This is a genomic window from Mesotoga sp., from assembly GCF_035363035.1.
Taxonomy (GTDB): domain Bacteria; phylum Thermotogota; class Thermotogae; order Petrotogales; family Kosmotogaceae; genus Mesotoga.
Window position 1 is genome coordinate 1 of sequence record NZ_DAOSEH010000033.1, and the last position, 23,260, is coordinate 23,260.

27 protein-coding genes are annotated in these 23,260 nt (G+C 49.9%); 12 read left to right on the forward strand and 15 right to left on the reverse strand.

Annotated features, from left to right (window positions below; genetic code table 11):
- The first annotated feature begins 52 nt into the window (after positions 1-52).
- Both PKX57_RS06620 and queA read left to right on the forward strand, forming a co-directional pair.
- Entirely contained in the window at positions 53-1,054 is a 1,002-nt protein-coding gene (locus PKX57_RS06620) for a ribonuclease (protein WP_213922528.1), read from the forward strand.
- A complete protein-coding gene (queA, locus tag PKX57_RS06625) occupies positions 1,035-2,045 on the forward strand; it encodes a tRNA preQ1(34) S-adenosylmethionine ribosyltransferase-isomerase QueA (protein WP_213922527.1) in 1,011 nt (336 codons plus the stop codon). The genes PKX57_RS06620 and queA overlap by 20 nt, the downstream gene beginning before the upstream one ends.
- 287 nt (positions 2,046-2,332) lie before the next feature.
- Here the strand turns inward: queA and PKX57_RS06630 are convergent, their stop codons facing one another.
- From PKX57_RS06630 to PKX57_RS06650, 5 genes are read right to left on the reverse strand one after another with little or no spacing between them, the layout of a single operon-like run.
- A complete protein-coding gene (locus PKX57_RS06630; protein ID WP_213922526.1) occupies positions 2,333-3,766 on the reverse strand; it encodes an AI-2E family transporter in 1,434 nt (477 codons plus the stop codon).
- 1 nt (position 3,767) lies between these two features.
- Positions 3,768-4,763 (reverse strand): asparaginase, encoded by a 996-nt coding sequence (locus PKX57_RS06635; protein WP_470745844.1) that lies wholly within the window; start codon positions 4,761-4,763, stop codon positions 3,768-3,770.
- Positions 4,760-5,095 (reverse strand): hypothetical protein, encoded by a 336-nt coding sequence (locus PKX57_RS06640; protein WP_472416487.1) that lies wholly within the window; start codon positions 5,093-5,095, stop codon positions 4,760-4,762. The genes PKX57_RS06635 and PKX57_RS06640 overlap by 4 nt, the downstream gene beginning before the upstream one ends.
- Positions 5,092-5,346, reverse strand: a complete 255-nt coding sequence (locus PKX57_RS06645) for a hypothetical protein (protein WP_470745842.1) — start codon at positions 5,344-5,346, stop codon at positions 5,092-5,094. Before PKX57_RS06645 ends, PKX57_RS06640 begins: the two co-directional genes overlap by 4 nt.
- A 4-nt stretch (positions 5,347-5,350) precedes the next feature.
- The gene (locus PKX57_RS06650) at positions 5,351-5,740 is read right to left on the reverse strand and encodes a hypothetical protein (protein ID WP_472416489.1); all 390 of its coding nucleotides are present in this window, start codon (positions 5,738-5,740) and stop codon (positions 5,351-5,353) included.
- A 73-nt stretch (positions 5,741-5,813) separates the two neighbouring features.
- Here PKX57_RS06650 and clpX point away from each other — a divergent pair, with 73 nt between their 5' ends.
- Together clpX and tsaD are read left to right on the forward strand one after the other, a co-directional pair.
- On the forward strand, positions 5,814-7,025 hold the full coding sequence (gene clpX / locus PKX57_RS06655) for an ATP-dependent Clp protease ATP-binding subunit ClpX (RefSeq protein ID WP_472414688.1): 1,212 nt from the start codon (positions 5,814-5,816) through the stop codon (positions 7,023-7,025).
- A complete protein-coding gene (gene tsaD, locus PKX57_RS06660; RefSeq protein ID WP_213920708.1) occupies positions 7,025-8,017 on the forward strand; it encodes a tRNA (adenosine(37)-N6)-threonylcarbamoyltransferase complex transferase subunit TsaD in 993 nt (330 codons plus the stop codon). Before clpX ends, tsaD begins: the two co-directional genes overlap by 1 nt.
- On the opposite strand, the gene PKX57_RS06665 is transcribed toward tsaD, so the two are convergent.
- The 7 genes from PKX57_RS06665 to rpmH are packed head-to-tail and all read right to left on the reverse strand — an operon-like array spanning position 8,018 to position 11,451.
- On the reverse strand, positions 8,018-8,242 hold the full coding sequence (locus tag PKX57_RS06665) for an FmdB family zinc ribbon protein (protein WP_213920709.1): 225 nt from the start codon (positions 8,240-8,242) through the stop codon (positions 8,018-8,020).
- Between the two features lie 48 nt (positions 8,243-8,290).
- A complete protein-coding gene (locus PKX57_RS06670) occupies positions 8,291-8,653 on the reverse strand; it encodes a cupin domain-containing protein (protein WP_214050486.1) in 363 nt (120 codons plus the stop codon).
- Positions 8,619-9,332, reverse strand: coding sequence for an RNA-binding cell elongation regulator Jag/EloR (jag, locus tag PKX57_RS06675; RefSeq protein ID WP_213920711.1), 714 nt, complete (start codon positions 9,330-9,332; stop codon positions 8,619-8,621). Before jag ends, PKX57_RS06670 begins: the two co-directional genes overlap by 35 nt.
- Positions 9,333-9,361: 29 nt before the next feature.
- A complete protein-coding gene (yidC, locus tag PKX57_RS06680) occupies positions 9,362-10,708 on the reverse strand; it encodes a YidC/Oxa1 family membrane protein insertase (protein WP_169698129.1) in 1,347 nt (448 codons plus the stop codon).
- Positions 10,705-10,947, reverse strand: coding sequence for a membrane protein insertion efficiency factor YidD (yidD, locus tag PKX57_RS06685; RefSeq protein ID WP_169698128.1), 243 nt, complete (start codon positions 10,945-10,947; stop codon positions 10,705-10,707). Before yidD ends, yidC begins: the two co-directional genes overlap by 4 nt.
- Positions 10,907-11,320, reverse strand: a complete 414-nt coding sequence (gene rnpA, locus PKX57_RS06690) for a ribonuclease P protein component (RefSeq protein WP_213920714.1) — start codon at positions 11,318-11,320, stop codon at positions 10,907-10,909. Before rnpA ends, yidD begins: the two co-directional genes overlap by 41 nt.
- Positions 11,317-11,451, reverse strand: coding sequence for a 50S ribosomal protein L34 (gene rpmH, locus PKX57_RS06695; RefSeq protein ID WP_169698126.1), 135 nt, complete (start codon positions 11,449-11,451; stop codon positions 11,317-11,319). Before rpmH ends, rnpA begins: the two co-directional genes overlap by 4 nt.
- Before the next feature lie 297 nt (positions 11,452-11,748).
- On the opposite strand from rpmH, the gene pheA reads away from it, so the two are divergent.
- The 7 genes from pheA (at position 11,749) to PKX57_RS06730 (ending at position 18,382) form a co-directional block, all read left to right on the forward strand.
- The gene (gene pheA / locus PKX57_RS06700) at positions 11,749-12,579 is read left to right on the forward strand and encodes a prephenate dehydratase (protein ID WP_169698125.1); all 831 of its coding nucleotides are present in this window, start codon (positions 11,749-11,751) and stop codon (positions 12,577-12,579) included.
- A gap of 225 nt (positions 12,580-12,804) precedes the next feature.
- Positions 12,805-14,415, forward strand: coding sequence for a DNA repair protein RecN (locus tag PKX57_RS06705; RefSeq protein ID WP_472416491.1), 1,611 nt, complete (start codon positions 12,805-12,807; stop codon positions 14,413-14,415).
- A complete protein-coding gene (locus tag PKX57_RS06710) occupies positions 14,397-15,011 on the forward strand; it encodes a HEAT repeat domain-containing protein (protein WP_213920717.1) in 615 nt (204 codons plus the stop codon). Before PKX57_RS06705 ends, PKX57_RS06710 begins: the two co-directional genes overlap by 19 nt.
- A complete protein-coding gene (gene murB / locus PKX57_RS06715; protein ID WP_213920718.1) occupies positions 14,993-15,910 on the forward strand; it encodes a UDP-N-acetylmuramate dehydrogenase in 918 nt (305 codons plus the stop codon). Before PKX57_RS06710 ends, murB begins: the two co-directional genes overlap by 19 nt.
- Positions 15,910-16,893 carry an FtsH protease activity modulator HflK gene (gene hflK / locus PKX57_RS06720; RefSeq protein WP_472416493.1) on the forward strand — a complete coding sequence of 328 codons (984 nt, stop codon included), beginning with the start codon at positions 15,910-15,912 and terminating at the stop codon, positions 16,891-16,893. Before murB ends, hflK begins: the two co-directional genes overlap by 1 nt.
- Complete coding sequence (hflC, locus tag PKX57_RS06725; protein ID WP_213920720.1) at positions 16,893-17,750, forward strand: SPFH domain-containing protein; 858 nt, start codon at positions 16,893-16,895, stop codon at positions 17,748-17,750. Before hflK ends, hflC begins: the two co-directional genes overlap by 1 nt.
- Positions 17,750-18,382, forward strand: a complete 633-nt coding sequence (locus PKX57_RS06730; RefSeq protein ID WP_213920721.1) for a YigZ family protein — start codon at positions 17,750-17,752, stop codon at positions 18,380-18,382. The genes hflC and PKX57_RS06730 overlap by 1 nt, the downstream gene beginning before the upstream one ends.
- A gap of 1 nt (position 18,383) precedes the next feature.
- On the opposite strand, the gene PKX57_RS06735 is transcribed toward PKX57_RS06730, so the two are convergent.
- Entirely contained in the window at positions 18,384-20,045 is a 1,662-nt protein-coding gene (locus PKX57_RS06735; RefSeq protein ID WP_472416495.1) for a penicillin-binding transpeptidase domain-containing protein, read from the reverse strand.
- A gap of 467 nt (positions 20,046-20,512) precedes the next feature.
- Between PKX57_RS06735 and speE the strand changes: the two genes are divergently transcribed.
- Positions 20,513-21,388, forward strand: a complete 876-nt coding sequence (speE, locus tag PKX57_RS06740) for a polyamine aminopropyltransferase (protein ID WP_213920723.1) — start codon at positions 20,513-20,515, stop codon at positions 21,386-21,388.
- Positions 21,389-21,473: 85 nt separating this feature from the next.
- On the opposite strand, the gene PKX57_RS06745 is transcribed toward speE, so the two are convergent.
- Together PKX57_RS06745 and PKX57_RS06750 are read right to left on the reverse strand one after the other, a co-directional pair.
- Positions 21,474-22,424, reverse strand: coding sequence for a right-handed parallel beta-helix repeat-containing protein (locus PKX57_RS06745; RefSeq protein ID WP_472416497.1), 951 nt, complete (start codon positions 22,422-22,424; stop codon positions 21,474-21,476).
- A gap of 45 nt (positions 22,425-22,469) precedes the next feature.
- Positions 22,470-23,260, reverse strand: a 791-nt coding sequence (locus PKX57_RS06750; protein WP_472416499.1) for an InlB B-repeat-containing protein, incomplete at its 5' end; no start/stop codon positions are given.

A 23,260-nucleotide genomic window follows, 5' to 3' on the forward strand; every position in this document is an offset into this window, starting at 1 on the left:
AGTGTGTCAAAGACTTGAAGATGGCCATATTCTGAATAGAGGAGTTTTTTGCTTGAATGCAGCGATAAGATCGAGAATAATAGATAACGTCTCGTCGGAAGGTTTCTACTCTTTCTACGGGAAGCGGAAAGACAGTTTGGAGAGATATGCAAAGTTTCTAAAAAAGAATCCCCTGGAAAGAACTGTTCTCGGAAAGTTGAAGAGGATTATCCCTGAACTCTCCGGTCTCTCCTTCGAAGAGCTGGAGTTCACCATAGACATCCTGCGAGAGAGGGATCGCTCGCCTCTGGAAAGAGTAGAGTATGTGAGCGGACTTATGAACCTGCCGGCGCGACCGGTCGGACACCTCCTTTTCATAGTAGATCCGAGGAACAACCCGCCGGTCAACGGCCTTTTGAAGGGTGAAGTGGAGAGTCTTGAGGATTACGCCAGATGGATCGAAGAAACGGGTTCGCTCCAGGAGATGGGCGTGATGAATTACATCATGCTGGAGTCGGCCCTCTGCTTCAAGAAAGAAACCAGCGAAGAACTCGATATCGACGTGCGGATAAAGGCGACGGATTTCACCAATCTCAAAGAACTCAGAACGCTGAGAGAAGAAGTACAGTCTCTCGACAGGGAGCTTTTGAAGAGGCTGACGCGTGAGCTTAAGTCCGTTCACCCTTACGTCAGGTCGGTTCTCTTTTCTCGCTCTCACAGACAGGTAGTGATAGACGGAAGCAATATAGTCTATTCCAGGCAGGACGCTCCCGATCTGGCCCGGCTGGACGACCTCTTCGTGAACATGGCGAAATCGCGGGTCGCACTCTTTCCCTTTCGCGTGGTCTTCGATGGGAACATTGCTTACACCATAGGCGGTTTCCAGCAGGAAAGGCTCGCCAGATGGCTTTCGCTGCCGCAGGTTGAGACTTACTCGCCGGCCGACGAGAAGATCATACGTCTCGCCAGACAGCACGACGCCGTGGTGATAACCTACGACAGGTACCTTGAACACGGCGCCGGAGATCTGATATTAGTCAGACCGGAGGAGATAGATGAAAACCTCGGACTTTGATTACTACCTCCCCGAAGAGCTGATAGCGCAAAAACCTGCGGTACCCCGCGACAGCTCAAGGCTGCTGGTTATCGACAGAGCCCGTGAATCGTTCGATCACAGATCGTTCAGGGAGATAATCGAGTATCTCAACCCCGGCGATACGCTCGTGATGAACGACAGCAGGGTTATTCCGGCCAGGTTGATCGGCCGCAAGGATACCGGAGCCTCCGCCGAGGCAGTCCTCATCGAAAAAATCGACCGGGGATTGTGGAAGGCCATAGTCAGGCCGGGAAACAAAGTGAAGAAGGGCAGCAGGTTGATCTTCGGCAGTCTGGACTGCGAAGTTGTAGAGCACTGTGACGATTCCAGCAGGCTGCTGGATTTCAAGGGTGCCAGGGACGACGAGATAAAACTCGTCGGCAGGCTGGCCATACCCCCGTACATTCACACCTATCCGGAGGACCCGGAATCCTATCAGACGGTTTATTCGAAGAGAGAGGGGTCGATAGCCTCTCCGACCGCCGGACTCCACTTCACGTCCGAACTGCTCGAGATTATAAGCGAGAAGGGTGTGGGAATAGAGTACGTAACGCTACACGTCGGAATCGGGACCTTCAGACCGGTGAAAAGCGAGAGGATCGAAGAACATCAAATGCACGAAGAGTATTACACACTATCGTCCGAAACCGTCGAGGCCGTGAACCGTACAAGAGAAAGGAACGGGAGAGTGGTGGCCGTCGGAACTACCACGGTCAGGACGCTCGAAAGCGTCGTATCCAGGCACGGAAGACTGGTGGAAGACAGCGGTTCGACGGACATCTTTATCTATCCTCCCTACAAGTTCGGCGTGATAGACTCGCTAATAACGAACTTCCATCTGCCGAAATCGACACTACTTATGCTCGTGTCGGCCTTTGCCGGAAGGGAACTGATCATGGAAGCCTACAGGGAGGCCGTCGAAAAACGTTACAGATTCTTCTCCTTCGGAGATGCCTGCCTGATTCTGTGATAGAGCTTATCTGAAGCTTATAAAAGTGTTCCGTCAAATCACCTGGCTGCCAGATAAGCTTCTCAGTCTCAACATCTGTATGGTAAGAAAGGGCGGAAGGTTGTCACACTTTTTTTGCCCGTGAGATATCTAATTCCAAATTAAAGCAACAGAAAACGTCTACAAATCGTATATTGAACAAGTCCATTGCGTGATTCGCAAAACTCCACGGTATGGAAATAAACTATGCGGTGAGTAATATCGACTTTTCCTACATGCTCAAAAGGCTAGGAGGCACCATCCGCTGACTACTCCTCATCCAGCAGCGGCGATACGAAATGTATCCAGAGCATTTTTATCAGTATCGCGAAGGGGACGGCGATTATGGCCCCGAACAGTCCGAAGAGCTGTCCTGCGACGACTATCATCAGTATTATCATGACCGGATTTATCCTGTTGTAGCCCTTCATGAATACCAGGAAGAGTATGAAGGCCGCCGCGTGAACGATCGTCAAGACGATGAGAAGTATCAAGACCAGCACGATGTTCTGTGTTGAAACCGCCAGTAGTAAGAGCGGTATGAACTCCAGGGGTACCCCCACGATCGGTATGAGGTTGGTGAAAGCGGCCCACAAACCCATCAACAGACTGTATTTCAGTCCCATCGCCTTGATTGCTATTCCCACCACGATGCCCACTATGATCGCAACCAGAACGATGGAGATGACGTACCTTTCCAGGTTTTTGTAAGTATCGGAGAGAAATTCAGTCGCTATCTTCCTGACTTTCTTCGGGTAGAGTTTGGGTACTATCTCCTTTATCGAGAGAAAGTAGTAACTTAGATAGATCGCCCCCACTATGGTGAAGAAAATCACCAGCCCCGTACTTGTGATGAAACTGGGAACCTTTTCCAGAAGGCTTGGCAGAAACTCTCTTAGGATGTTCTGTACCTGAATCAAGAAGTTTCTGACGCTTTCATACGTGGCCGCCTGCCTGGCCGGATCGAGGTTCTTAGGCATGAAATAGGCTACCACTTCGCGCCACAGTTCCTGCGACTGAACCTGCATCGCATTCGCCAGAAGCTCCTGCGATAACATTGCCGCATTCGACGGAGAGAGATATCTGGAAGTCACATCGTTCAACTCTTCGTAGCTAGCCTCTCTGGTCTGGTCGCTGCTCATGATTACTATGTAGTTTCCCTTTTCCCTGAGACTCTCTTCTATGCTCTTCAACTCTTTCTCGAAGGGGGTCTCCATCGTGGGAACTGTCTTCATTATCTCGGCGTAGTAGCTCTTTAGATCCTTTGAAAGGAACTCAAGAGAGCCCTTCTCTTCCTGTGTCAAACCGGTCGCGAAATTTTCGTCCGAGAGGAGCCTGTCTATGTTGGTGTTCACTTCGAAGGAGGTTATCTTGGTCTCTTCGACCGACGGGAAGAAATCGACGACGATGTTGTAGAACTTCGACGCTTCCTTTGCCAGCGGGGTCGTCAAGAAGACAATAAGCGTTATAAGCCCTACGAAGATTATCACCAGCCCGAAACCGAGGGAGAGTGACCGCTTTATTTTGAAGTATTTCTGAGCGAGTCTGGTCCAGGGTTCGAGAAAGAGAACCACCGTGAAAGTCGAGAAGACTATGACGGCCGTTCTGAGTGAAATAGAGAAGACTACAAGACCGATGATCAAGTATATCAAAGTGAAAACGGCTGCGATGAAGCGCGGTTGTTTTATGATGTTTCGAAGCACGTCAAGCCCCCTTCAAAGGAAGACGGAAAAGTCTCTCGATCTCTTCCCGGTTGTCCGTAATTCCCATTACGATCATGAGTTTTATCCTGGCCTTCATGGAAGATAGTTCCTGCGCGAATATAGCTCCGATATCGGCGAGGCTTTTTCCACCACCGATGTAACCGTAAACTCCAAGAACACGACCTTTGAAACACCTCGAGGTTATAATTACCGGCATACCCCTTTCCTCTATCAGATATTTTACTACGTGATAGACCTCAACCGGCACGTTACCCCTTCCAAAACTTTCTAGGACGACGCCTTTATATCCCAGTTCTGGCAGAGATTTCAATATCGAGCCATCGTCTCCGGTGAAGGTTTTGACCAGAGCCACTCTGTTTTCTATCCTTTCCACATTGAAAGTGGCCCTCAGAAGAGGTTTCCTGAAAAAGATGACCGTGTCCTCATCCACTATCCCCAGCGGTCCGTGACCGGGTGAGTCGAAAGTGGCCACATTGCTGGTATAGGTCTTGGTGACTTCGCGCGCGGCATGAATCTCTTCGTTGAGACAGACGGTCGTTCCCATACCTATAGCAAGAGAGTTGAGAACGACCCTCACCGAAGCCAGAACGTTTCTGGGACCGTCCGTTCCCATCTCGTCTATATTTCTCATCGCCGCGGTGCAGACGACCGGTTTCTCGCTATTCACGGTGAGATCCAAAAAATACGCTGTCTCCTCGAGAGTGTCCGTTCCATGGGTTATCACGACGCCCGCTACATCGTCTCTGCTCAGGGTTTTAAAAACGAGTCTCGAGAGCTTCCACATAGTATCGGGGTTTATGTAAGGACTGGGGACGTTTGAAAACTCTATATGTTCAACATCGGCCAGTTCGTCAAGACCTTTTATGTTCGCCACATGCTTGTTGATCCCTTGCGCCGGTATCGATGCGCCTGAAACCGGGTCGGTGATCATGGCGATCGTTCCGCCCGTAGTTATGATTACCACTTTACCTTTCAAATTTCCTTACCCCCCAGTTTAAGTCCGAGTTTCGACATCGTCTTGATTGTATCACTTCCGACTATCTCCGCAAGTTCCCCTGTAACCGAAGGCCTCTTGAAAACGATCGTTCTGGCCCGATCTCTGCCGATGCCCGGTATGTATCTCAGCTCCCTCTCACCAAGCGAGTCGATATCCGTTCCCAGTGGAAGACCGGTGATCGATCTCATTCCGTGATCGGTGACGGCAATATCCGTCTTCCCCTTAAAAGAGACGGGCGATCCCACCAGAATCGGATAGGTGCCGAGCGGTCTGCCGAAGAAGATCTGGCCTTCGTTGAAAGCGGGGATCACTCCTCAGGCAGAAGCTTTGGAATTCCGTCCACCCTTTGGCCGCCTATTTCGTTCACCGGCTCTATGGCTCTGCGTATATCTTCCACACTGCCACCGAGGTTGTTCAGTTCCCGTACCCGTGTGTCGAAGCTTTCCACGCCGAAGGAGATCGTATCACCACAGGTGTCGTACCTGACTATGCTCTCGAGAGCCTTTCTTGTCTCCCTTTCATGACGGGCGATGAAGATCGGATTACCGTTGTCTATATGCAATACGTCAGGATCGAGTACCTCTCTGACTGAAATCCTGGTTGAAAGCCGTTGTACCACCTCTGAGCGTGTATCCTGCCGAAACTATGGAGCCGGTCACTATTCTCACCGGTCCGTCGCAAAGGTTGAGAAGGCGTGAGATCTCCGTGCTGGAAATCGGAGTGCCCCCCAGATACCTTCCAGGTGTGGTTATACCTCCGTGGATGACCAGATAATCGTAGTCTAGGCATCTGTTCCACTGATCTCTCTCCCTCACCAAGTCTATTGTAAGATAGTCAACATCGAACCCTTTCAGCAAAAAGGCGCCGGCAACGACTTTTATCCTTGGCGAAATGTAAGGCGGCACACCGAAGGCGGCCGGTTCATCTATATAACCATCAACGATCAAGGCTTTCATAGAGGTTCCTCCGTGATGCGTGCATTTCTATTACAGTGTATAATAAAAACAGTAAATATTGGGAGGGAAAGTGTTGCCGTTCGAAAGACATTGTTCATTCTGTGGAAGACCGTCCTCGCAGGTCAAGAAACTCATATCGGGAACGGAAGGTTATATCTGCAACGAATGTGTCGATCTATTCCACGACATAATACAGCAGGATCAAAAAGCCAAAAAAGGACCGGGGAAAAAGCTACCGACTCCGGCCGATATCAAGATGGAACTGGACAAATATGTTATCGGTCAGGAAAAGGCCAAGAAGATAATCTCCGTTTCGGTGTACAACCATTACAAGAGAGTCTTCAACGATGTTGAGGACGTTGAGATAGAGAAATCGAACATCATGATGGTTGGACCCACCGGATCGGGAAAGACTTTGATTGCCCGAATCCTGGCCCGGATACTCGACGTTCCATTTGCGATAGCCGACGCCACGCCGCTGACCGAAGCCGGTTATGTGGGAGAGGACGTCGAAAACATAGTTTTGAGACTCCTCCAGTCTTCGAACTTCGACGTCGAAAAGGCCCAGCTGGGAATAATATACATAGACGAAATAGACAAGATCGCCAGGAAGTCTCCCAATCCATCTATCACCAGAGATGTATCGGGCGAAGGCGTTCAGCAGGCTTTACTCAAGATAGTCGAAGGCACGGTGGCCAACGTTCCGCCGCAGGGAGGAAGGAAACATCCCTATCAGGAGTTCATAAAAGTCGACACCAGCAACATCCTGTTCATTGTGGGAGGTGCCTTCGACGGGCTGGACAGCATAATAAAGCAGCGTGTTCTCGACTCGTCGATGGGCTTCGGCGCCGAGGTGAGGAGCAAGAACCAATTGAGGCTCGGCCAGATACTTCAGGAAGCCGTTCCCGACGATCTGATACAGTACGGCCTTATCCCCGAGTTCGTGGGCCGTTTCCCGGTTCTGGCGACCCTGAACGACCTGGACGCGGAAGACTTGAAAAGGATCATGAGCGAGCCACGAAACGCCATACTCAAGCAGTACCAGAAACTTCTCGGACTTGACGGAGTGGAACTTGAGTTCACCGATGCGGCCATGACGGCCATCGCCAGCAAAGCCATGAAGAGGGGAACTGGCGCGCGCGCCCTCAAGAGCGTCATCGAGCAGGTGATGCTGGATATAATGTACGACATCCCCGCCATGACCAACGTCGAAAAGGTGGTCATAAACGAGGACGTCATAATCAAAAACGCCTCTCCAAAGATAATCTCGAGAGAATCGGCCTGATGAAAATCCTTGCCATAGAGAGTTCCTGTGATGAAACGGCCGTGGCCATCGTTGAAGATGGCCGCGTTCTTTCATCGCTGGTATCTTCGCAGATAGACGTCCACAAAAAATACGGTGGCGTCGTGCCGGAGATAGCTTCCAGAAAGCATCTGGAGATAGTCGATCGTCTGGTCCTCCAGGCCGTGGAAGAGACAGGCCTGACTCTTGAAGAAATAGACGTTTTCGCCGCAACGATGGGACCGGGTCTTGTCGGATCGCTGCTGATAGGCCTTTCGGTGGCCAAGGGACTGGCCATCTCGTTGAACAGGCCATTCATAGGCGTGAACCACCTTTACGGTCACGTTTACGCCAACCTCATCTCGTGTCCCGATCTCAGGCCGCCCTTCATGGTGCTCCTGGTTTCCGGAGGGCATACCGAGATACTGCTCATGGAGGAATGGAACACAGTTGAAATGGTCGGAAGGACGCGTGACGATGCCGCCGGGGAGGCCTTCGATAAGATAGCCAGACTGCTGGGTCTTGGATATCCGGGTGGACCCGAGATAGAGAAAGCCGCCAGAGGCGGCTCACCCGTTTACAGCTTTCCCCGTCCCTTGCAGGAGAAGGGAAACTACGATTTTTCCTTCAGCGGTCTTAAAACGTCTGTTCTCTACTTCCTCCAGAGGAATCCCGGAGTTTCGGTCGAAGATGTAGCCGCTTCGGCGCAGGAAGCCATAGTCGATTCGCTGGTGACTAAAACCTTCGACGCCGCGCAGAGCCTGGCCGTGAATAAGATCGCCTTGGCCGGTGGGGTGGCCTCCAACTCTCTTCTCAGAGAGAGAGCCATTGATATGGCTTCTAAATGTGGAATACGGGTCTTCTTTCCTCCGATCGGCATGTGCACTGACAACGCGGCGATGATAGCTGTCGCGGCCTACGAAAAAGCGAAGAGGGGACTTTACTCTCCCCTCTCCACCAATGCTGTTCCATATCTGTCTCTAGATGTCTTCTGATCAGTCTTTTTTCGAAGGAACCGTTGAAGTGCTGCTCGAACTCGATGTTTTCTTGGAATCGGTCGAATAATATCCGCCGCCCTTGAAGACTATTCCCACACTGCTCAGCAGTTTCTTGAGGTGTCCCCCGCACGATGGACAGACCTTTAACGGCTCGTCGGACATTTTCTGGAAGGCTTCCGTTGTCTTACCACAATCCTCGCATTCATACCTGTAAAACGGCATGGCTGGTCCCTCCTTGTGTCTCAAATTACTTCTTTATGTATTAATATTCTATTCCTCGTCGGCCGTATTTGGAATAACACAGATAAACTCGAGGTTACCTTTTCCGCTATTCTTGAACTGGTGAACCGCATTGGCGGGAACGAAAACATAGCTGCACGCCTGTGCCGGTTGTTCTCCTTCCTGTGTGACAACCGTCGCATTCCCCGATACGATATAAACCTCGTGTTCCCACGGATGACTGTGGAGAGGACTGTAGCCGCCCTCTTCGACAGTGAAGAGCCTCATCACGAAATTCTTCGCCCCTTTTGACTTGCCTATGAGCACTCTCTTCTGCACTTTTTTGACCTTTTCGTTGTCTATGAGCTGGGGTTTTACCTCATGCGCTTTGCCTACTTGGATGCTGTCCGGCATCTCCGTATCCCCTCCTTCTGACCGGGTCGCTTTTTCTACGATCGTCTCTGTATTTTCGTTCACTGTATTCGACAACTACTTTTCTGTAAGGTTCAAAACCGACTGAATAACTCTTCAAATCATGGTACTGGGATATTACTTCGTGAACCAGTCTCCTCTCGAAAGAGAACATGGGTTCCATAACTATCTTGCCCTTCTTCGACAGGGCCGACTTGGCCGTTCTGTGGGCTATCTCTTCGACGAGTTTCTTTCTCTCGTAACGGTAATCGCCCACATCGACGGTGACGTTGACCTTTATCTGTGCCATTCTATTGGCGTAGATATTTAGAATATGCTGCAGGGCGGCCACGGTCTTCCCGTGCTTGCCAATCAGCCTGGAGATCTTCTCGCCCTCTATTTTTACCCTGTAGGTTCTTCCAACCAGCTTGACTTCCGAGAGTACTTCTTCGTCGAAGTTGCCGAGAATACCCTTCAAATACTCGTACAGTTTCCTTTCCGAATGACTATCGTGAAGAGAGACTTCAATTACTGACTCTTTCGTGCCGAAGATTCCGAGGAAGCCTTTGGAACCCTTTTCGATTATCTTTATATCCAGTTCGTCTTCGTAAGCGTCCAGTTCCCTGCGGGCCAGTCGGATCGCTTCCTCGACAGAATCGGCCTTGAATTGGTACGATTTCACATTAACACCTCCATGAGAGCAACTGAATACTATTTCGCCGGTTTTTCAGGCAGTCCCAGCATCTGCCTCAACGTGAGACCCTTTATTCCATGTCGCTTGTAAACCACCCAGCTTATGAGAAGCTGAAGAACACTCTGGGTAGTCCAGTAGAGAAGCAGACCAGATGGAAAGGTCGCGAAGAGGATCGGAAAGATGAGCTGCATAATCACGCCCGATCTGGCCGAACGTGCATCCTGTGCAGTGAGGAGCGAACTGAATACGCCGACCACGATGGTAATGATTATGAATGGGATGTTCTGGATGAAATCACCGACGGAAAGATCGCTCCATATAAGGAAGCCTGGCGTGTAAGCCATAACTTCGCTGAAATAGCGTATCGCGTTGTATAGAATTATCAGAATCGGCAATTGAATTAAGATCGGGAAACAACCGGAAGCTGGATTGTAACCTTTTTCCTTGTAGAGGGCCATCATGGCTTCCTGTTGTCTCCTGGGATCTTTGTATCTATTTTTTATCTTCTCGATCTCCGGCTGAAGCATTCTCATCATCAGCATGGACTTCGTCTGTATGTGGTAAAGCGGATAGAGTATAAACCTGGTGGCTATCGTGAAAAGTATCAGTGCCCATCCGAAGTTACCCGACCACTGGTAAAGCCAGAAGAGAAAATAAACTATACCGTGATAGATCCAGGAAAAGAAATTGACTGCACCAAAACCTTCGAGGTCTTTGACGAGAGCACCGTAATAATCGGGGAGAGCCTCTTTGACGTGAATCAGCCTCATAGGACCGGCGAAAACCTCTAGAACGCCTTTGCCTCCATCGCTGACATATCGCTGGAATTTGAAAGAGCCCTGTTGCGAGGCAATGGCGAAGAGAGTCTTCTGACCGCTGAATTTGTCGTAGGTCAGATAGTAACTCGAATTGGGACCTAGCGTCTGGTTATTGTAAGATATGAAGGGTAAAGCGACCTCGACGGTTTGGTTGAAATCTACTACGACGTTGAAATCGTAATACGGGCTGTTGAGTATGATGAAGCTTTTCCGACCCTGTTGGTAGAAGAAATCCACTATTACGTTGCCTTCTGCGTCAGTTGTGCGCGAGAATGACTGGGGTAGAAGTTCGTTGCCCTGCTGATCGAAGATATTGAAGCCATCTTTTCCCAGGCTTTCATTGTATGCGTAGAACTCGACCCCTTTATTGTCCGCGAAGCTGGTTACACCCGTGAGAAGCCCCTTTTCGATGTCTATGACTATTCTCAGCGTCTTTCCAGACACGATTAGGGTGTTGGTTCCCTCTTGAGTAATCAGGTCTGCGCCCATGAGCGAAAGTGTGAAAATTGAGAGAAGTAGGACAAACATTGTCAATGTTTTTCTCATCTTTCGTGCCTCCTAATTAATGTAAAATGGTCTGGAACTTCATCGATCCCGCCGGGATTGAAGGGGTTACAACGCATAATTCTCCATGTGCCGAGAATCAGGCCCTTGAAAGCGCCGAATCTCTCGACAGCCTCGTAAGTATACGAAGAACACGTGGGATAGAACCTGCATCGGGGGCGGGTCCTTGGAGAGATCTTTTTACGGTAGAAATCTATCAGGAAAAGTACAATCTTTTTCATCGGGCATTTCTCCAATTTTGTTAGCGATTCTTCTCAAAACCCTTTGAATCTCAAAAAACGAAACTTCTCTTCGTCTAAACAGGTCTGATAAATCCTTTCTTGCAATGAAGAGTATATCATAACCCTCGGGGAAGTCTTCTTTTCCCGTCCGGTAAACCTCCTTAACGAGTCGTCTGAGCCTATTTCTCAAAGTCGCCTTGCCGAACTTGCGCTTAACCGATACGCCGATACGAGAAAAAGGCAGACTATTCTGAACAAATAAGGCAACAAAAAAAGGGTCAACTATCGATTTTCCCTTTTTGAAAACCCTGTCAAAGTCTGCCTTCCTTCTTATAATCTCTGTTTTTTTCAGGGACTGATCCTCTGATTTCACACAGCGAGTCTCTTTCTTCCCTTTCTTCTTCTGCTGGCGAGAACCTTTCTACCGCCAACCGTACGGGATCTCACAAGAAAACCATGAGTCCTGTTCCTCTTGACCTTCGATGGCTGATATGTCCTTTTCATAATAACATTACCTCCAGAATAAACATCACAGTGAAGATTATACGGAGTGGCAACCGTACTGTCAAGGCAGAAAAGATAACAATTGCTTTCCGGCGGAGAGAACCCCATCCTCACCTATCTACTTAATCTTGCTCCAAATGAACAGGAAAAAGATGAAGAGAAAAATCGAGCTGCATATTAACAGACAAGGTCTTCGTAACATCTCTTTGGGCCTCTCGTTTCAAAATTCGATTTTTTTGCTGGTAAAATTGAGAGCAATTGAGCAAACAATTCTCTAATAAAGTGAGGTAAATTCCTTTGGAGAGAAATATCGTCGCCTTTCAGGGGGAACATGGGGCTTATTCAGAGCAGGCCATAAGAAAGCTTTTAGGAGAAACGCCTGTTACACTACCGTGCAGATCGTTCCAGGAGATGCTGGATTTTGTGAATGAAGGAGAGGCAGACTATGCTATTCTACCGGTGGAAAACTCCCTGGCCGGTACAGTAATTCCTGCTTACGATGCCCTTATAGAGAGCGATCTCCTTGTCCAGGCTGAAGTCATTCTTCGAATTGAGCACTTCCTCATGGCTCCAAAGGGGAGGTCAATCGAGGAGATAAAATATGTTATTTCTCATCATCAGGCTCTGGCACAGTGTTCAGAACATATAAAAGAAAAGGGATTTGAGCCGAAGGAATACTATGACACGGCAGGTGCAGCAAGAGATCTGGCAACTTCGGAGGTGCCATTCACGGCAGCAATAGCAAGTGAACTTGCAGCGAAAACCTACGGGCTGGATATTTTGAGTAGAAATTTCGAAGACATGGAAACCAATTCGACGAGGTTCTTCTTAATGGGAAGAGAAGCTGTGAAATGCACTGAGGGATGCAAAACATCAATAATGTTCACTACGGAACATCTACCAGGCGCCTTGTTCAGGGTTCTTGGAGAGTTGTCGAATCGCAATCTGAATCTTACAAAGATAGAATCAAGGCCTTTCAAAAGGGAGATGTGGCACTATCTCTTCTTCGTTGACTTCGAAGGAACTATTGCTGCAAGGAAAGTAGAAGAGGCTATCGAATCAATCAGAAACCGTTGCAGTTACTTCAAATTTCTGGGTTCTTATCGATCTGACAGTTCCGAAACATGAATCGGCTCAACTAGTTTCGGATTTATGGAATGCACAAAATAACCGCTGTAAATGATGTCGATTGGTACAGTTACAGTTCTCATTCGTCGTCTTACCCGGAGTCTTCCTTCATTCTTCTTGTGGACTGATCAATAAAACGACCTGCGCCTCTTGACACACAGGATAGTATAATATCAGTGATCTCCGTCGGGTGGTTTAGCCTATTTTCGAAAATGGGGGAATGTGATGTTACTTTCGCTGGCGGGAAGGAATTTCTTCACTTTCAGAGAGTTCTATGTCGAGTTCTCTAGGGGAATGAATGCCATCACTGGAGAATCCGGTGCCGGGAAGACCATCTTCCTGAAGGCGCTGTGGACTGCCATTGGTTTCCCTCCGCCCTGGTCCGGTGAAGAGTCTGGAAACATAGAGGCCAATTTCTCCGTGGAGGACTCGATTCTAAAGAGGATCGGAGAGCTTGGAATAGAGATTGGAGACGGCAATCAACTGTTGGTGAGCGTCAATTTCACCGGTCAGAGAACTATATACAGATTGAACGGCAGAATGGTGCCCAGGCAGATGATCCAGATTCTTTTCAAAGACCTTATAGAGATCCATTCGCAGCACAGCAGCGTAGCCCTGCTGGATTCGAACAGACACTATCAGATACTCGATCACGCCCTCCAGGGCGAGAAGTCTCTGGAGGAGTACAGGGAGTTTTACGACAGGTATTCCAGTATAAAGAGAGAGCTGGATTCGCTCGTGATGGATCCTTCTCAGATCGAAAGAGAGAAGGACTTCCTTGTTTTCGAAATAAACGAGATAGAGCAGGCTGAACTGAAACCTGACGAGGACGGCCTGCTCGAGACAAGGTACAGGAAATACAAAAACGGGAAGTTCCTGGTTCAAACCTTCCGGGAGCTCATGGATCGTCTGAAGGATGGCGACGAGTCTGTTTACAATTCGCTGAACGATATCCTGTCGCTGGTCACGAAGGTCGAGAGCTTCGGATACTCCCGGTGGCTGTCACATGTTCAGCTGGCACTGGAGGAACTGGAGGGACTCTACAATCTCGTTGGAGAAGAAAGCGACGGTCTCGAGATGGACGAGGAAGAGTTCAGAGCAATCGAAGCGCGCATCTCCCTGATTCAGGGGCTAAAAAGGAAGTACGGCCGGACGGTGAGCGATATACTCCAAAGCTGCGAAGAGTTCAAAAGCAAACTCAAGTCGCTCCAGGAGCTTCAAAAGCTTGAAGAGAAATTACGAAAAGAGGAGTCGATCTACCTTCAGAAGCTGAGGGAGGTCGGAAGAGTTCTGGATGGCGTAAGAGAGAAAAGGGCGATCGAGATGGCCCGGGACATCCGCGTTCATCTAGAGGACTTGAAAATGAAGGGCGCCGAACTCGAGTTTCGACTGTTCCAGGAGGAGGAGCCTAAATACTACGGTACCTCCAGGGTCTCTATCATGGTCAAGACGAACCCCGGTATGGAGTTCATGGAGATCGGCAGGGTGGCCTCCGGGGGTGAGCTTTCCAGGTGTCTGCTGGCGCTCGAATCGACACTTAAAGATCAGCTTGACATAAGAACCATCGTCTTCGACGAAGTCGATTCCGGAGTGGGGCAGCGTCTGGGCCAGGTGGTGGCCGAGAAGCTGCTGGAGATCTCTTCGAAAGTGCAATCGATAGTAATCACACACCTTCCCCAGATAGCTTCGAGAGCAGAAAGGCACTTCGCCGTAAGGAAAGAACAATCTGAACTTGATACAATATCTACAATAGAGGAACTCTCCGGAGAAAAAAGGGAGAGAGAGCTCGTTGAAATGAGTGGCTTGAGAGGTGAAGAGTGGAAAGGCAGGAACTGATAGATAGAATAGTTGAGGAAAAGGGAGAAGAAGCCGTACCGCTTCTCCTGGATCTTATGGTGAGCGAAGACGATGAAACAGCGCAGATCTGTTTCGAGGCACTCCTCCAGCTGGGTGGGAGGACTTCTCCGGAATTGTTGAAGAGACTGAGAGAGGGTGGCGAGGATATCTCTATCCTCTATCTGGCCGATCTGGCAGGGGAACTGGGAGACAAAAAGGCCGTGCCTTACCTTTACGATCTACTGAGACGCTTCGATGACGAGCGATCGCAGGCGGTAATATACGAAGCTCTCGCCCGGCTGGGCGAAGGTTCGAAGGTGGCCGGTATCCTTTCGCTGCTTTTGCAGGAGAGCGACGATGAAAGTTCCAGAGACCAGCTGATCATGGCTATCAGCCTGACCGCTTCTCCGGAAGGGGTGAAAACGCTGGCCCGGATGTATTACGACACAAAATTCGACAAATCCACCAGGGCCTTCGTGCTCGAAGGTCTCCATATGTTGCTCTCTTCAAACGCCAAATTGAAAGATGTTCTCCTAGAACTCGACAACGGAAGGGAAATAATGGAAAGGCTCTATATATGGCAAAAAGAGATCTGAGAAAATACTTCGGCGATCTGTACATGCAAGGTGCCGATATCAGGTTAGAAGAGCCTATGAGCTGGCACACCACCATGAGGATAGGGGGAAGAGTCCCGTTTTTCGTGAGTCCCTATTCCGTCGATTCCATGATAAAGATCCTGAAACTGGTGGAAAGCGAGAAGATACCACACAGGCTCATAGGTGGAGGTTCGAACGTTGTCTGTCCGGAACATTACGGGGGAATAGTTCTATCTACCGCTCACCTAAATGCCGTCAGGATCGACGGCACCTCCGTCACGGCACAGGCCGGTGTACCGGTAAACACTCTCATCTGGCTCTGCCTTTCGGAAGGCCTTACCGGTCTGGAGTTTCTGACTGGTCTTCCCGGTACAGTGGGTGGCGCCGTTTACATGAACGCCGGAGCTTTCGGTGGTGAGATAGGTTCTCTGGTGAAATCTGTTGAGTACATAGATGAAAACTACGATTTACATTCGATAGAGGGTTCTTTATGCCGATTCGGATACAGGCACAGTCTCTTCAAAGAACGGGGCTACAAAATAATGAACGTCGAATTCTCGCTTGTTAGCGGTCGAAGAGAAGCTATAGAGAGCAAGATGAGCGAGATATTGAGGAAGCGTCTCGAAAAACAGCCCCTGGATTTTCCGAGCGCTGGGAGCGTTTTCGTAAGACCCTATCAGGACTTCTTCGTGGGTTCGACCATCGAGAAGCTGGGCTTGAAAACGCTTTCGGTCGGCGATGCGCAGGTTTCTAGCAAGCACGCCGGCTTCATAGTCAACAGGGGAAAGGCGAGTTACACCGATGTCGTACTACTAATTGAAAAGCTAAAGGAATCTGTGCTCGAAGCGACCGGAGTGACTCTCAGTACCGAGATAGAATTGTGGAGGGAGGTTGAATAATGGTCGATGTGAGAATCGAAGAGCCGGACGACGGGTTTTCCGGATCTGTGACACACAATAGAGGGAAAAACTTCCGCTGGACCGGATTGATAAGCGTACTGGTAATACTGGCGGTGGTTGCGATTTACTTCCTGAGCGGTTTCTTCCTGGTGGGACCCGATCAGGTCGGGCTCATAAAGAGGTTCGGCAAGTATGTCCGTACGGTGGGGCCGGGACTGGGTTATCATCTGCCCTACCCTATAGAGAGCGCCGTGGTGGTGGATACCTCTAACCTTCGAAAACAGGAGATAGGTTTCAGAACAGTCAGGACCGGTACTTACCAGTCTGTGGCGAACGAATCGTTGATGCTTACGGGTGACGGAAATATCGTTTTGGTGGAACTGGTGATACAGTACTACATAGGAGAGCCGGAGAAGTACGCCTTCAACATCGTCAGTGATAGCGATATAGTCAAGTTCACGACTGAATCTGTACTCAGGGAAGAAGTCGCGGCCAACACTATCGACGCCATACTCACCACCGAAAGGGATGCGATATCCTTGAAAACGGCCGCCAGGGTCCAGGCGGAACTGGACAATCTTAAGACCGGTATTATTGTCAAGAACGTCTTTCTACAGGAGGTGGCCCCGCCACAGCAGGTGATAACCGCCTTCGACGATGTTAACAGTGCCAAACAGGATAAAGAAAAGCTGATCTATGAGGCCGAGAAATACAGGAACGACCTCATCCCCAAAGCCGAGGGAGAAGCGGCCCAACTCACCAGAGTCGCCGAGGGCTACGCTCAGGAGAGGATACTCAAGGCCGAAGGCGAGGCCGAGAAGTTCCTGGCGATCCTGAAGGAGTATTCGAAGGCGCCGGAAGTGACGCGGACCAGGTTGTATCTTGAGACACTCAACAAGATACTCAAAGGCAACGATAAATACATAGTCCTCGATGACAGCGGGATTTTGAAACTCCTTGATCTGGAAGGGAGTGGTAAATGATGAGGTACAAGTGGATTATACCGATCGCGGTCGTTGCGATTCTCGCCCTGGTCTTGCTGCCGGGCTTCTTCTTCACCATAGATGAAACCGAACAGGCCGTTGTGCTGAGGTTTGGAGAGATCCGCAACTCCATTACCGAACCGGGGCTGTACTTTAAGACCCCCTTCGTTGACACGGTCAGAAAGTTCGACAAGAGGCTTCAGATATACGACGTCGATGCCGAAAGGATCTACTCAAGAGACAAGAAGACGATTCTCATGGATACCTATGCGCTATGGAAGATAGTAGATCCCCAGAAGTTCATCGAGACGATGAAGTCGGAGCAGATAGCCCTCACCAGAATAGACGACGTCGTCTATTCGAACGTCAGAAACGCCTTCGGCAAACTCGATTTCGAAGATATAATCTCGGGCCAGAGGACGGACGTTCTGGACGAGATAACGAAGCTTTCCGCCAGGGATATGGCCGACTTTGGCCTGGAGATAGTCTCGGTAAGGGTGAAAAGGGCCGACCTGCCCGATGAAAACAGGAACGCCGTCTTCAACCGTATGAAATCGGAGAGAATACAGGAGGCTTCGCTCATAAGGGCCGAAGGCGACAGAGAAGCCAGAAAATTGACGGCTGAGGCTGATAAGCAAGCACAGATACTAATTGCCGAAGCTCAGAAGGAAGCCGACATAATTATCGGTACTGGAGACGCCTCCGCTCTCACTGTATATGCCGAAGCCTATAACCAGGATCCCGAGTTCTACGAATTCATGAAAAGGCTCGAAGTTTACGAGGGTACGCTTATCGATGGCAAATACATCCTCGGTCCTTCGATGGAGTTCATAGACAAGCTTTTGAGAGGGGAGTAATGGGCTGTACCAGATCGTTGAGAGAGAGGGCCACGTTCGAGGTCAATATTAAAAGATCGAGATTCATAGGTAACTGCGCCCGGGTAAGAGACGAAGAAAACGCCCGGGCCTTCGTGAAGGAGATATCGGTGGCCTTTCCCGATGCCAGCCACAGTTGCTGGGCTTACAGGGTCTCGGCCATCGGAAGGGAAGTGGCCAACTATTCCGACGCCGGAGAGCCTCACGGTTCGGCCGGCATGCCGATACTGGGGGCTATCGATCACCTTGGATTGACAGATGTGACCGTTGTCGTGACACGTTACTTCGGCGGGGTTAAGCTCGGAGTAAGGGGTTTGATAGACGCTTATGGCAACACGGCTCTCGAAACGCTTAAAAAGGCGGGAATAGTCGATTATTGCAGGGGTTTCGAACTGAAATTCAGGCTCGGTTATAGCCAGTGGAACGATTTCACCCGCCTTTTGAGTGAAGGGAAAGATTACGCCACTGTGAGCGTAGATTACGCCGGTGATGTCTCTGCTGTCATCGTAGTGCTCGAGGAAAACTGGCCCAGAGTTACGGGCTTCCTGGACGAAAGAAGGATTGGATACGAGAAAGGATCGGAGATGGAAATGCCTTTTCCGACCGGAGATTGACCTATCGGTTCCGGTTTTCGTAGTAGAACTCCATGATATCCCTCGATACTTCGGAGGCCAGTCCAGAACCGTAACCGCCATCCTGAACGAAAACGGAAACAACTATCTCGGGTTCTTCTACGGGCGTAAATCCTGTGAACCAGGAGTGGGTAGGCAGCGAACCTCCCTGCTCGGCCGTTCCTGTCTTGCCGGCCGCGGGCCACTGGAAGTTCCTGAAGGCGGTGTATGCCGTTCCACTTTCGGCGGCGCCGCCGCCTTTGCTTATAACATCCTTCATCGCGTTGATCATGAGATCCCAGCTCTCGTCATCCAGGTCGATCACAACTCTCTCGCTCGATCTTTCCCGGCCGATGAACGGTAGAACCTCGGCGCCCCTGGTGGCTATCTCGGCCGTCATCCTTGCCAGCTGGAGCGGAGTGATGCTGAGATATCCCTGACCGATAGAAGTCAGGATAGTATCACCGGGAAACCAGCCTTCACCAGTCTTTTCCTTTTTCCAGGCCGGAGAAGGGAGCAACCCGGTTCCCTCTCCCGGAAGATCTATACCTGTAGGTTCGAAGATTCCCCATTTTTTGCCGTAAACGTTCATAGTCTCTATCTCGAGCTCGAGACCGAGCTGGTAGAAGTAAACGTTGCAGGAGACGGTTATGGCCTTCGACAGGCCCGTTACACCGTGGCCATACAGGAACCAGTCTCTGTAAATTCCCTGAACTTCGCCGCTGGTATTCTTGTACTGGAAACTCCCCCCGCAGCTCACTTCGATCGAAGGATCGTACCTTTCGGCCAGGGCCACCATGGCTATAAAGGGCTTGATCACTGAACCGGGTGAGAAGGGGCTGATCGCCCTGTTTATCAGTGGTGTTGATGGATCGAGGTTCATCCTCAACCAGTCTCTATCAGAGATCCTTCTGGAGAAGAGGTTGTTGTTGAAACTGGGAACCGAGACCAGAGCCAGAACCTCTCCGTTGGTCTTCATAACTACGGCGGCTCCGTTCTTCCCTGTGGCGAGCAGTCTATCGTAAGCGAACCTGCTCAGTTGGGCGTCTATCGTCAGCACGACGTTATTTCCCGGAAGGGGGGAGCTTTCGCTCTCGACCGCCACGGTGTTTCCCCTGCTATCTACCCTGATCACTTTTTCTCCGGGAGTTCCTGTAAGCAGATCGTTGTACTGCTTCTCGGCTCCCATGACCGCTTCTCCGTCTCCTCGCAGGTAACCCAATACATGCGCCAATCCGGGGTTTTCGGCGTAATACCTTATGATCCTCTCGCTCACTTCGAGCTCGGGATACTCTTTCAAACGTTCGGCAAGCGCGATCGGGAGATCGGTTTCGACGCTGCCGTACATCTCCAGCCTCTTGAGAAAGGATTCGGCTTTGTCTCTGTCTTCAAAGCCATCGATAACCGTACGCTTCAGATCGTCGGCCAGAAAAACAACCTTCTTCCTGACGGTGTAAATAGGTGCATCCCAGGCCAGCGGTGTAGAGTACCTATCCAATACACTGCCGCGGGTGGATAGAGTTCTAGTGGACCTAAGACTTATGTTCTCGACTTGCTGAACATATTTATCGTTACTCTTCACCTGGTAACCGTAAAGCCTGTAAACGAAAAAGACCATTGCGGCCAGGAAGAGGATGAAAAAAAGATCGAACCTTTTGCTCTTCAAATACTCGACCTCCTCGGTCGTCGTTGTCGAAACTTTGCATCGCGACTGCCGTAGGGCAGGGGTGAGAACCCTTGTATTGAAACTGTCATTTTGGCCGATATCGCGGTTCCTGGCGTAAGAATTGATCGATACACGAATCCTTTCTGAAGAACATAACCTGAATCCTCCTGCGAGAAAGAATCGTTCGTTTACAATTTTACCATCCTTTGACCGGGAGAAAAAGCCGACTTCCTGCCTAAGGCAGGAAAAGTCGCAGCGGCGCGAAAATCGGAGGCCAGGAAATTTGACTATCCTTCCTGCAAAGTGATAGAATCTACTTTGCTGTCCAGATTTGAAGAGTATTCCGCATTCGCGCAAAGCGTAAGCTCGGGTCTGATAACATTAGATGATTTTGCCCGCGTGGATGTATTATATCCTTGGAGAGGAATTGAATAATTATTATATACGACCTGGAGGTGTAGATTAAAATGGAAGACCGTGAACTGAGAACCTTGAACCACATGCTCTTTATGGAACACTATACCGGTGGAAATGCCGGTCTGTTTATGAAAATGAAGCGACTCGTTTACTCATACCAGAGCCCTTACCAGAGAATAGATATCTTCGAGCATCCCGAGTTCGGGATGGTCCTGGTTCTCGACGGGATAACCATGTTCACCGAAGCCGATGAATTCATGTACCATGAAATGCTGGTTCATGTTCCTCTGTTCACCCACCCCGATCCCAAAAGAGTTTTGATAATAGGCGGAGGCGACGGTGGGAGCTTGAGAGAAGTCCTGAAGCACAACTCGGTCGAAGAGGCTGTGCTGTGTGAAGTGGATCCTTATGTGATAGAGGCTTCAAGAAAATATCTGAAGGAAATGTCGATCGAACTGGATAATCCCAGAGCTACCATAGTGAATGAAAACGGGGCCGACTACGTCAGAAAGTTCAAAGACCGCTTCGATGTTATTGTCGTAGATTCGACCGATCCCACAGCTGGCGAGGGCGGGCACCTCTTTACCAAAGAGTTCTATGTGAATTGCTACGCCGCGCTTAGGAAGGATGGCGTCTTCTGTGCCGAAACAGAGGATCCCTTCTACGACAAGGGCTGGGTCGCCATAGCCTTCAACAGGATCTCTTCGGTTTTTCCCGTATGCAGGATGTACACCAGTTTCATGACCACTTACCCGTCCGGCATGTGGACCTACACGCTCGGTTCGAAAACCTTCGACCCTGTTAAGGACTTCGATGAAGAAAGAGTCCTGGATTTCAACGCTCCTTTGAGATACTACAACAGCGAAATCCACCCCGCGGCTTTCGCGTTGCCAACCTTTCTGAGGGAATTGACCGGACAGTTCTAGAAGTACCTAGAAGAGCCCGTCCTCTGGAAGAACATTAAAAGCTATTCACCGTGAAGAGCGGAGGGTCGAGGTCAGATACGAGAAGTTACTGTCGATCCACCGCCAAATCCCTGTCGATGACGAAGAAACCGTCCTCCCAGTACTCTATCGGGCAGATCTCCTCTTCCGAATCGAAAAGGTTACCAGAGCCCGTGACCGTACCGTTGAATTCGGTTCCTCCACAACCGCATTCCGTGCACTCTATCAGATACAGATCCAGGCCGTGTCCCGAGTTGCTGTAAAAAATGTTATCTGTAAGGATCACTGAAGAAGTTATATTCAAGAGCACCCCGTTTTCGACATTCTCGAAAACCCTGTTTTCAATCAAGGAACCGCTGGCCGTGCCGTTTAGTGCGACACCTATGGTGTTCCTTTTGAAGATGCTGTTTTTAATCAAGAAATTCATTCCGTTGGAGAGGCTTACACCGGTTCCGGTCCTTTCAAAGGTCGTCTTTTCGATCTCTAGCGACGCTTCACCGTAGGCATATATACCCACCAGATCCGTACCGATGGGTCCGTCACTCTCAGCTCCGGCCAGAGCCGTTATGTATGAGTCTATTATTTTGAGTGTCATTCCGCTTCCACTGAAAGATATGCCGAACCTGCCTCCGGCAACGTGTGAATCGATGATCCGGCCCGAAGATCTAGAGATGTTTATAGCCGCTCCAACAGTTTCAACACAGAGGTTCTCCATCGAAAAGTCGGAGACTCCCCGAAAGAAAACGGCAGGTTTATCGATCGACGCGGCCCTTATAACCACTTCTTCTTTCGAAGTTCCCACTATTGTCAGGTTTTTATTTATCGTTATGTTCTCTATGTATATTCCCGGAAGTATTTTGACGGTGTCTCCAGCCCCGGCGGCATCTATCGCCTCCTGGATCTTCTCATACTGGCTGCCGTCTGCCCCGACGGTGAGGACTTTTCCGGGTGCGGCAAATGTGGACACCGCACAGAGAAAAGACGATATAACCATCATAATCAGGAATTTGCGGCGCACTCTCCCACCTCCTCTATTCTATTGCCGAAAAAGATACCCAATGACCTACCTCTCTTCCATGTGCTCGAACTTAACATTTCCACAGTTGCACCGGAAGACGGCCAGAACATCTTTGTCAGAATCCATCAAAAGGGTGGTGTTTTTATCGGTTGAATAATCCATACCGTCAACAACCCATTCAACAAACCTCCAGTTGGATGCGGGAGTGGCCGAAATGTTCACGACCGTACCCAGATCATACTCGTATGGTCCTCCTTCAGGTGGGTCGACTGTACCCCGACCGTTCAGGCTCATGTAAAGATCGACCTTATCCACCTCTTCTGCAAAAACCGCCATGGCAGTCATATCTGCGTTTATTATTATAGAAGTGGAGGGATTGTCTGAATAGAACTCGCCATCGATAAACCAGCCTTCAAAATCCCAGCCTTTTTCGGGCATGGCCAGTAGGTTGACATTCGTTCCCTGATCGTACAGGTGCGTCCCGACGGTGGGAATTACACTCCCCTGTCCGGTCGGCTCGAGCATCGTAAGAGTATAGGTCACCGGTGGCTCTTCGCTGAAGAAGGCCTTCACTGCCTTATTGGCGTTCATCGTTAGGGTGGTAGTCGGATTGCTTGAATAGAAAGCCCCGTCAACCTCCCACCTGTCGAAGTCCCAGCCCACGGCCGGGGTGGCCGTAAGGTTAACCACCGATGCCTCATTGTACTGATGGTCGCCCTCGGCCGGCTCAACCTCTCCCTGTCCGGTCGGTTCCAGCATCGTTAGAGTGTAGATCACCGGTGGCTCTTCGCTGAAGAAGGCCTTCACTGCCTTATTGGCGTTCATCGTTAGGGTGG